The 9089-nt window shown below is 38.7% G+C and carries 8 protein-coding genes, 7 tRNA genes, 1 rRNA gene and 1 pseudogene; 5 read left to right on the top strand and 12 right to left on the bottom strand.

The window, feature by feature from the left end; translation table 11 throughout:
• Positions 1–215: 215 nt before the first annotated feature.
• A pseudogene (locus tag JQM81_RS12960) lies at positions 216–443 on the top strand (IS1182 family transposase); the annotation flags it as partial.
• Between the two features lie 64 nt (positions 444–507).
• Here JQM81_RS12960 and JQM81_RS12955 read toward each other — a convergent pair.
• A complete protein-coding gene (locus JQM81_RS12955; RefSeq protein ID WP_235234195.1) occupies positions 508–1260 on the bottom strand; it encodes a transposase in 753 nt (250 codons plus the stop codon).
• Between the two features lie 52 nt (positions 1261–1312).
• On the bottom strand, positions 1313–2194 hold the full coding sequence (locus tag JQM81_RS12950; protein WP_235234194.1) for an ISL3 family transposase: 882 nt from the start codon (positions 2192–2194) through the stop codon (positions 1313–1315).
• 379 nt (positions 2195–2573) lie between these two features.
• Between JQM81_RS12950 and tnpC the strand changes: the two genes are divergently transcribed.
• From tnpC to JQM81_RS12935, 3 genes are all read left to right on the top strand, one after another.
• Positions 2574–4019 carry an IS66 family transposase gene (tnpC, locus tag JQM81_RS12945; protein WP_235234193.1) on the top strand — a complete coding sequence of 482 codons (1446 nt, stop codon included), beginning with the start codon at positions 2574–2576 and terminating at the stop codon, positions 4017–4019.
• Between the two features lie 72 nt (positions 4020–4091).
• Positions 4092–4742, top strand: a complete 651-nt coding sequence (locus JQM81_RS12940) for a hypothetical protein (protein ID WP_235234192.1) — start codon at positions 4092–4094, stop codon at positions 4740–4742.
• Positions 4739–5296 carry a transposase gene (locus JQM81_RS12935; RefSeq protein WP_235234191.1) on the top strand — a complete coding sequence of 186 codons (558 nt, stop codon included), beginning with the start codon at positions 4739–4741 and terminating at the stop codon, positions 5294–5296. The genes JQM81_RS12940 and JQM81_RS12935 overlap by 4 nt, the downstream gene beginning before the upstream one ends.
• Positions 5297–5422: 126 nt before the next feature.
• Here JQM81_RS12935 and JQM81_RS12930 read toward each other — a convergent pair.
• The 6 genes from JQM81_RS12930 to JQM81_RS12905 all read right to left on the bottom strand — a co-directional run bounded on the left by JQM81_RS12930 (position 5423) and on the right by JQM81_RS12905 (position 6070).
• Positions 5423–5509, bottom strand: a tRNA-Leu gene (locus tag JQM81_RS12930).
• A gap of 29 nt (positions 5510–5538) precedes the next feature.
• A tRNA-Val gene (locus tag JQM81_RS12925) sits at positions 5539–5611 on the bottom strand.
• Between the two features lie 35 nt (positions 5612–5646).
• Positions 5647–5720 (bottom strand) — tRNA-Asp (locus JQM81_RS12920).
• Between the two features lie 99 nt (positions 5721–5819).
• Positions 5820–5893 (bottom strand) — tRNA-Ile (locus JQM81_RS12915).
• A gap of 28 nt (positions 5894–5921) precedes the next feature.
• Positions 5922–5994: transfer RNA gene (locus JQM81_RS12910), tRNA-Thr, on the bottom strand.
• A gap of 4 nt (positions 5995–5998) precedes the next feature.
• Positions 5999–6070, bottom strand: a tRNA-Glu gene (locus JQM81_RS12905).
• Between the two features lie 262 nt (positions 6071–6332).
• Here JQM81_RS12905 and galE point away from each other — a divergent pair.
• Positions 6333–7352, top strand: a complete 1020-nt coding sequence (gene galE, locus JQM81_RS12900) for a UDP-glucose 4-epimerase GalE (protein WP_235234189.1) — start codon at positions 6333–6335, stop codon at positions 7350–7352.
• A gap of 54 nt (positions 7353–7406) precedes the next feature.
• Here the strand turns inward: galE and JQM81_RS12895 are convergent, their stop codons facing one another.
• The 4 genes from JQM81_RS12895 to JQM81_RS12880 all read right to left on the bottom strand — a co-directional run.
• Complete coding sequence (locus tag JQM81_RS12895) at positions 7407–7649, bottom strand: hypothetical protein (RefSeq protein WP_235234185.1); 243 nt, start codon at positions 7647–7649, stop codon at positions 7407–7409.
• A 232-nt stretch (positions 7650–7881) separates the two neighbouring features.
• Positions 7882–8772: a DMT family transporter gene (locus tag JQM81_RS12890; protein WP_235234184.1), complete on the bottom strand. Its 891-nt coding sequence runs from the start codon at positions 8770–8772 to the stop codon at positions 7882–7884.
• 69 nt (positions 8773–8841) lie between these two features.
• A tRNA-Asn gene (locus tag JQM81_RS12885) sits at positions 8842–8913 on the bottom strand.
• 70 nt (positions 8914–8983) lie between these two features.
• Positions 8984–9089, bottom strand: a 23S ribosomal RNA gene (locus JQM81_RS12880); the annotation flags it as partial.

The following is a 9089-nucleotide window of genomic DNA, read 5'->3' as shown; positions in this document are numbered from 1 at the left end:
AAGGCACTTGAAACTTTTAATAAAATAATATCTTTATCAAAGTCATCCCTTCTCTAAATAATATTTTCTTTTTTAAATATCTTTGTTGACAGTTAAGAAATATGCTGAAAAAGCTGATATTTAAAGGGCACTGAAAAAGTCTGATTCTTTAAAATAGAATTAGGCTTTTTTTTGTGAAGAAGTTATAATAGAAGAAAGGAAAGGGGATTTCAAAAATGCTGAAGGATCATTCACAAATGACACTATCTTTATCACCATATCAAGGACTTTATGATGCGATTATTCCAGCGAACCATCTTTTGCGCAGAATAAAAGAAAATATTGATTTCAGCTTTGTAAATCCCATGCTTCGTAAGCAATACTGTGAGAATTTTGGACGTCCTGCCAAAGAACCGGAACTGATGTTTAAACTGCTGTTTTTGAAAAAATTATGTAACTATTCAGCACCCCGTTTAGGGCACATTAATTTTTGGTCAAAACGGAGAAAATAATGGTTCTTCCGTATATTTACGTACCAGTAGCATTCCTATACATCAACTTTGCCGATAACAAATGCCTTCCGCAGCGCCCATACATGGTGCGCTTGACCATCTTTAAGCGACTGTTAGTTCCTTCTACAAAACCATTACTTTTATCACTTGCAACTGCATTTTCAACTGCTTCAATATCTTTTTCTAATCCTTTAGCAAATGAAGCAATTTCCTTTATAGTCGATTTTTTATAGCGTTCTATAAACAGATACAACAAGGAGATATTCTTCTTGCCAAATATTGTTCGGAATTCAGATACGCAGGCACCGATTTCATATAAAACATCATATTTATCCCAAAGAAATTTTTTATGTATATCCGTCAGTTCGATTCCCATCCATATATGATTAAAAATCCCGGCACGTGTTATATAGTCAGCGTCCATACTTTTCTTAAAACCAGTACGTTTTGTACCAAGACTGTTCCCACCGGAACGATATTTTGACGCAGGTATGTTACATTCTTCACATAGTTTTCTTATGTAAATTTGTGCATTTGTTTTTGTACCTGTGTATCCATTTTCAGTGATATGCCTGATTATATCTGCCTGATGAATTTTTGCCTTAAGTTTTTCTATTATAATGTCTCTGAACGGATCCAATTTACTTTTTCCCCTTCTGCCATGACGGCATAGTATTATTGGTTCACCTTCACGATATTTCTTCACTGTTCCAATGTCTTTCCCGGTTCTCCTTGCTATTTCAGCAATCCCCAGTCCTTGTTTATGCATTTCCTGTATCTGTTGGATTAATAATAAACATTTCTCCTCCCTGGCAGTTAGGTTATCCACAATGGCAGTGGTTTTTTTTACGCCCTATGGAACTGGGATTTTTTTGATGTTCGCTTTTTTCTGGGATGATTGTCTCCTTTGCATGAGGAATAGCAGTCGTTGCAGGTACTTCTCTCCCAAGTATTTTATTAACTGCCTCCAACAGGTTTTGGTGTAAATGAAAACGATCGGCAATCTGCATTGCATCTGGAAGAACTTCTTCAATTGCTCGTGCATAAGCACTTGCTCTGTCTCTTGTGATTGTTGTGACATGCTTGTTTTGTTCCAGCCAGGCTTTTAAGGTATTTTCATCACGTCCCTCTAATACCGCAACCGGAGCATGGGTTTCCTCGTCCACAATAATAGTTCCATATTTATGCCGCTTTTTAAAAGAAAAATCATCTACTCCAACACAACTCCCACAGGAAGGTAATGGCTGATTATCATAACGCTTAAGCAATGTGCGGATCACAGTGTCTCCGCTGATTGCTATATTCATTGAGTTTAAAATCCTTGCTGCTCCTTCACAGCTCGTTTCCAATGCCAGTTGTGTTACCAAATCAGCAAGCCTTTCCGTCATGCGACTATATCCGTTAAGAAAACCATTAAAGTTCTCTGTTGTACTTACACAGCTACATTCTGGATTCTCACACTCAAACTCATAGATACTGAGCATAAGAATTGTTCTTTTCCCCCAGACAGGGAGGTCTTGAACCTTTCTCTTATGTACAGCATGATATGTTTTGCATTCTTTATTACATTTGGGACAAGTAATACTTCGTGTTCTTGATTTCATCCAGATATACACTGTATCAGAAGTTGTCTCAATTTCCTGTATTTGTAACTCGGATGGAAAGAATTGCTGAAGATTCAGAGCAGTATTATTTAATTCCATAAACACCATTATCCTTTATCAAAAACATTTACAATCATTATAGTATACTCTGCACAAATTTTTCATCATTATACGTAAATATGCGGAAGAACCAAAATAATATTTCTGTTTTGCCATTGCTTTATTGCGAAAAGTGGATAACTTTTCAATACAACTGCCAAATGCTTTTTGTCTGTGGATTACTAAACCATAAATCCTCGATTACAGCCAGATAACGTTCTATTTGTGGATTTTATCTGGGCGTTATCGGCAATTATCCTTTGATTTTTACTGTTTATCCACCGTCATTTTGACAGTATATCAAAACGACACGATTCGCTTTTTTGGCCATTTTCCGTTAAAATAGAAGTATCAATTTTAACGGAAGAAGGTGGTCTGAATGCCAGTAAATGTTACACTTGAAATGGTTCAGCAATTGCTTGAACAGAATGCTTCATTACTCAAGCAGAATGAAATGCTCACTGCAACTATTGCTGAGTTAAATCAGACCATACAGGAACTAAAGGGACAGCTTAATAAGAACTCCAAAAACAGTTCCAAACCACCTTCCAGTGATGGCTATAAAAAACCTGCTCCTAAGAGCCTCCGCAAACCATCTGGCAAAAAGGTCGGTGGACAGGACGGACATCAGGGGACACATTTAGCGGTAATAACAGCTCCGGATGAAATAATCAAACATATGCCCTCCGCATGTGAAGGATGCCAGCATTATCAGATATGCAAAGGCACTGCATGTATCGCAGAGAAACGCCATGTTATTGATGCGGTTGTTACAGTCAATGTAACGGAGCATCAGGCATTGGAACTTCTAATCTGTATGCTGTATAGAGATACCCGCAGAGGTGATTTCCCTTCTGACGTAAAAGCAACCGTACAGTATGGTGAAAACCTTCAGGCATTAGCTGTTGCACTAAATACCGTAGGTGCAGTCAGCATCAAACGCACCCATGAGATTCTTTCCGGAGTATTTAACATTCCGATTGCAACAGGAACGATCAGCAGCATGGTAAAAAGATGCGCTGACAGTCTAAGTGAAACAGTAGGTAAGATCAAGGATAAGATGATCGGTTCCGCGCTTGGACATTTCGATGAAACCGGAACCAGAGTGGATAAAAAACTCTGGTGGGTTCATGATGCCTCAAACTGTGAATACACCTATCTTGATATCAGTCCCAAACGTGGAACCGCAGGCATGGAGCAATGCGGTGTTCTCCCGGAATTCAAAGGGATTGCCATGCATGACTGCTGGGCTTCCTACTGGAATTATCCGGATATTCAGCATGCTATCTGCTGTGCCCATCTTCTCCGTGAATTAACGGGGATTGATGAAAATCATCCTGATCAGAAGTGGGCATCTGCATTTATAGACCTTTTAATGGAAATGAAAAAGGTCAAAGATAAAGCTGTAGAGAAAGGCAAGCACTCTCTGAGCTATTATCACTATCATAAGTTCGATAAGAAGTATGATGAACTTATCGAACAGGCTCGGAAGGAAAATCCACTTTCCGAAACCACGGAGAAAAAACGTGGACGGAAGAAAAAAGGAAAAATCCTTGCGTTGGTAGAACGCCTTGCGAATTACAAGGCCTCAGTCTGCCTTTTTATCCATAACTTCAATGTCCCGTTTGATAACAACCAGGCGGAACGAGATCTGCGGATGATAAAGGTGAAAACCAAAGTATCCGGATGCTTCCGAACTGAGGAAGGGGCCAGAGATTATCTAAAAATCATGTCCTACGTTGGTACGGCACATAAGCAGGGATACAATGCTTACGAAACAATCCGAAATGCAATCTCAGGTTATCCTGATTTCATCTTTGAATAAGGGTGGTTCTGAATAGTTACAAAATTATATGATTTGTCAGACGAACGGCTAATTAACAGTGCCCAGACCGACATGTCTTATAAATATTTTTTAGATATGGAACCGGAAGCCCGCATGGTCGACCCCAGTCTCCTGACAAAATTCCGCAAGACACGGATTACAGAAGATATCCTAGAGGAAATGTTGAAGGAAACCATACAACAGGCATTAGATAAAGGACTGATTAAATCAGGAACCATCATCGTTGATGCTACACACACGAATGCATCTGTCCGCGCAAAGTCACCGACACAGATTTTACGTGATTTGAGTAAGCAGTTACGGAAAGAAATTTATAAAAATGCATTTGAACTATCCAAAAAAATTCCTGAGAAACCTTCTTTGGAATCCAGCCTGGAAGAAGAGATTTCATATACTCACGAGCTATTATCTGCTTTAAAAGAAGATATTTTCGCTATTGAGAGCAAAAAGATTCAGAAACTTTACGAAAAAATAAAGGAACTACTGGAAACAGAGAAGATTCGTGATATCCGTTCAAAAGACGATGAAGATGCACGTTTTGGACATAAAACACCAACCAGTACTTTTTATGGATATAAAAACCATCTGGCCATAACTGAAGAACGGCTGATTGCCGGAATCAGTGTAACAGATGGCGGAGCACCAGATGGTCAGGAACTTCCAAATCTAATTGAGAGTGCCAAAAAAGTGGAATCGAAGTGACCGAAATCATAGGTGATATGGCATATGCAAGTGAAGAAAACTTAGAGATATGTGGAGAAGAAATCACATTAATTGCAAGGACAAATACCGCAGTTGCAGCTGCCGCAGCAGCAGAACTGGAGGAAGGGTTCTCCTTCAATAAAGATGCTGGAAAACTACAGTGTTCTGCAGGCGAATTAGCAATGCGTGTTGAAAAACGTGAAGCCAAAAACGGTAATCAATATCATAATTACGTATTTAGCAAACGGAAATGTAAAAAATGTCCTTTGAAGGATAAGTGCCGGGTCGGGAACGGAAAGACACAAAGCTATTGTGTGACTCAAGTAAGTGAAAAAAATCGTGAACGTCTTGAATTTGAAGCAAGTGATGAATTTAAGGAACGATTAAAGATCCGTCATCGAATCGAAGAAAAGAATGGCGAACTGAAAGAAGCCCATGGTCTGCGAAGAGCAGATTCGACTGGGCTGTTTGCCATGCGGGTACAAATGTATTTTACGGCGTTTGTCGTAAATGCCAAAAGAATAACGCGGTTAGCGACATGTTTCGCAGGGTAAATACGGTACTATTCCTGCGTTTTTTATCAAAATCTGTATTCAGTTTTTTTAATATAGTAGATAAAGAAAAACTCCCACAAAAAATGGGAGTTTTTCAGTGCCCTTGAAGATTAAGCTTTTATTAAATGCCGCAGACCGGAATCGAACCGGTACGGGAGTATAAGTCCCGCAGGATTTTAAGTCCTGTGCGTCTGCCAGTTCCGCCACTGCGGCATTTTCACAACACATTACATGTTGTAAAGTGGGACCAATAGGGCTCGAACCTATGACCCTCTGCTTGTAAGGCAGATGCTCTCCCAGCTGAGCTATGATCCCATATGAAATTATTACGTCGTATCTTGCGATACGAACGACCCAGAAGAGACTCGAACTCTCGACCTCCGCCGTGACAGGGCGGCGCTCTAACCAACTGAGCCACTGGGCCTCATTATGAGCACTTAGTGACCGTACTATGGTCACTTACGTGCAATACATATCGGCGCTGTTAGTGAGGATTCATACGAACTTACAAGTCGATATTAAATGGACCTTCGGGGACTCGAACCCAGGACCGATCGGTTATGAGCCGATTGCTCTAACCAACTGAGCTAAAGGTCCAAAATCAGTAAGTCCCTGTTAGGAACTAAGCCGATGATCGGACTCGAACCGATAACCTGCTGATTACAAATCAGCTGCTCTGCCAATTGAGCCACATCGGCGAAATGACTCCGACGGGAATCGAACCCGTGTTACCGCCGTGAAAGGGCGATGTCTTAACCGCTTGACCACGGAGCCATAATCTATGTCAACACGTCTTCCGTGGTGACCGAAATTTATAATACCATATACCACGATAATTTGCAACACTTTTTTGTGTTTTTTTCTGATTTTCTTATATTATTTTCTATGTTAATTTCATATGCATCATCACACTTTTTAGCATCTCAATATTCTTATATTTTTATCCACTATATTTATTGCTATTGACAATTTTCTTCAATATCATAATAATTATAAAATAGATATTTACATAAAATCAATAGGAGGAGGAACTATTATGGCAAATATATTAATCACCGGTGGAGCGGGCTATATCGGGAGTCACACTGCCGTAGAACTTTTGAACCAGGGATACGAAGTTACTGTATATGACAATCTCTGTAATTCTTCTCAAGAATCTTTAAAAAGGGTAGAAGAACTTACCGGTAAAAAAGTAACATTTTACGAAGGTGATGTCTGTGATCACGCAGCTCTTGAGACATTATTCCAGAAGGAATCTATCGATGCTGTTATTCATTGTGCAGCCCTGAAAGCTGTCGGCGAATCTGTTCGCAAGCCTTTGGAATATTACCAGAATAATATCACTGGAACATTGACACTTATGAATGCTATGCGCAGTGCCAATGTAAAAAGAATCGTTTTCAGTTCTTCTGCTACTGTATATGGCAACCCGGAAGTAATGCCTATTACAGAAGATTGTCCTAAAGGACAATGTACGAATCCTTATGGCTGGACCAAATCTATGATGGAGCAGATTATGACAGACCTGCAGAAATCTGATCCAGAATGGAACGTAATCCTGCTTCGATACTTCAATCCAGTCGGAGCTCATAAAAGTGGAAGAATCGGCGAAGATCCAAAAGGTATCCCAAATAACTTAATGCCATATATTTCTCAGGTCGCTGTTGGAAAGCTCGAGAAATTAGGTGTATTTGGAAATGACTACGATACTCCGGACGGAACTGGCGTGCGCGATTATATTCATGTTGTTGATCTGGCTATTGGACATGTAAAAGCTATTGACTACATTCTAACAAATCCAGGTCTCGATATCATTAATCTTGGCACAGGAGTTGGTTACTCTGTGTTAGATATGGTAAAGGCTTTCTCCAAAGCATGTGGAAAAGAAATCCCATATGAGATCAAGCCTCGCAGAGCCGGTGATATCGCTATGTGTTATGCAGATCCTTCAAAAGCGTTGAAAATCCTTGGCTGGAAAGCAGAACGTGGACTTGATGAAATGTGTGAAGATACCTGGCGTTGGCAGTCCCAGAATCCTAACGGATATAATGAATAAAAAGGAGCCAATAATATAATTAAGGGCAAGATCTTAACTGACCTTGCCCATTTTTTATTTATCCAGATAAGTTCCGACAGAAGAAGTATTATACTGTTTTTTAATTTCAATCATTACGGAGCCATCTTCCAATGTCTCTTCAGATAATATTCTGTATTTTGTTCCCGTTTTGTCTAACCCTGCTTTGTACTTTCTTACTTCCTCTTCCACCATTTTTGTCGCATAATTTCTTTCAATATCATCCTTCTGAAAGAAATGTAATGTCTGCGTGATACATGCCGCTTTCACTCTTTTCATAATATTCCTCCTCTTTTTTAATATAATAGGATTGCTGCATTCAGTGAATTTGAATGAAACAATCCTTATCATGTAAATTACCTGTCTGAGCCTTTTTCACAATATATTTTATCATTTTAATCTTCTTTTCGTAAGCAAAAATTCTTCTCAGAAACGTAATTTTGGTAATTATTATCAAAAAAGCGAAGAGATATTTTAGGCAAATTTCTTGTATAGAGACATTAAATTAATATCATACACTTATTTCTTCTTGCGTACCCTTTAATTCAGATAACAGTACAGCTATTAACATACATACACAGCCAATTAATATTTTTATCGTAAATTTTTCATGCAAGATTATCACAGAGAACAGCATTCCAAATACAGATTCCATAGATAAAATTACTGCCGCAACACTTGGATTCGTATATTGCTGACATACAATCTGTAATAAAAATCCCATCATTGTACTTGCCAGTCCTATATACATAATCTTAGTAAAAAGTTCTGGATGAAGTACCTGTGTTGGAAATGGCATACGTGTAACTCCAATAATTGTCCATATATATATGGCCGCAAACATAAATTGGATCATAGTCAACAGAACAGGATCTGTCTCCCTGGTATAGCGATCTATATAGATAATGTGAAATCCAAGCATAATTCCGCAGATCATCGTCAAAAAATCACCTGATTGGATATGCATATTTCCATTTAAAGATAGAAGTCCAATGCCTATAATTGCAATTACTGCAGAAATAACTTGAATACTTCCTGGTTTCTTTTTCTCCATTATCCAACATAAAAATGGTACGAGAATTACATATGCTGTCGTAATAAAAGCATTCTTTCCTGCAGTTGTATATTTACATCCCAATGTCTGGAAAAATTGACCTATACATAAGAAAAGTCCCAAAACAGCTCCTTGTTTTATTACTTTAAAAGTCAGTTCTTTTAATTTAAATGAAAACAACAGTAACATTCCAGCTGATGCTAATATGTACCGAAATGCAACAAGATAAGGGACTGGAATACTGGCAGTTGAATCTTTGACTACTACAAATGAAAATCCCCATATAATTGTTGCTCCAATTAATCCCATACTTCCAAAGAATTGACTGTTTTTACTCTTCTTAAACATTGTACACCTCTTCTAAATAAACATATACGCATAAGAAAACCTGTAAACTAAGAAGTCTACAGGTTTTAACTCCCCGAGTTGGGCTCGAACCAACAACCCCACGGTTAACAGCCGTGTGCTCTACCATTGAGCTATCGAGGAATATTTAATTAAAGGTATGTACCTTCAAAACTGCATATAAGAAATATTTATCCATTACCTATCACCTTGCTTGGTCATGCCCTCGACCGATTAGTAGCAGTCAGCTCCATACATTACTGTACTTCCACCTCTGCCCTATCTACCTCGTCGTCTTCAAGGGGTCTTACTACTTTCGT

Source organism: Faecalicatena contorta (assembly GCF_021531895.1).
Taxonomy (GTDB): domain Bacteria; phylum Bacillota; class Clostridia; order Lachnospirales; family Lachnospiraceae; genus JAFBIX01.
The sequence above is the reverse complement of the archived record's forward strand: the minus strand, read 5'-3'. Positions and strand labels throughout refer to the sequence as shown.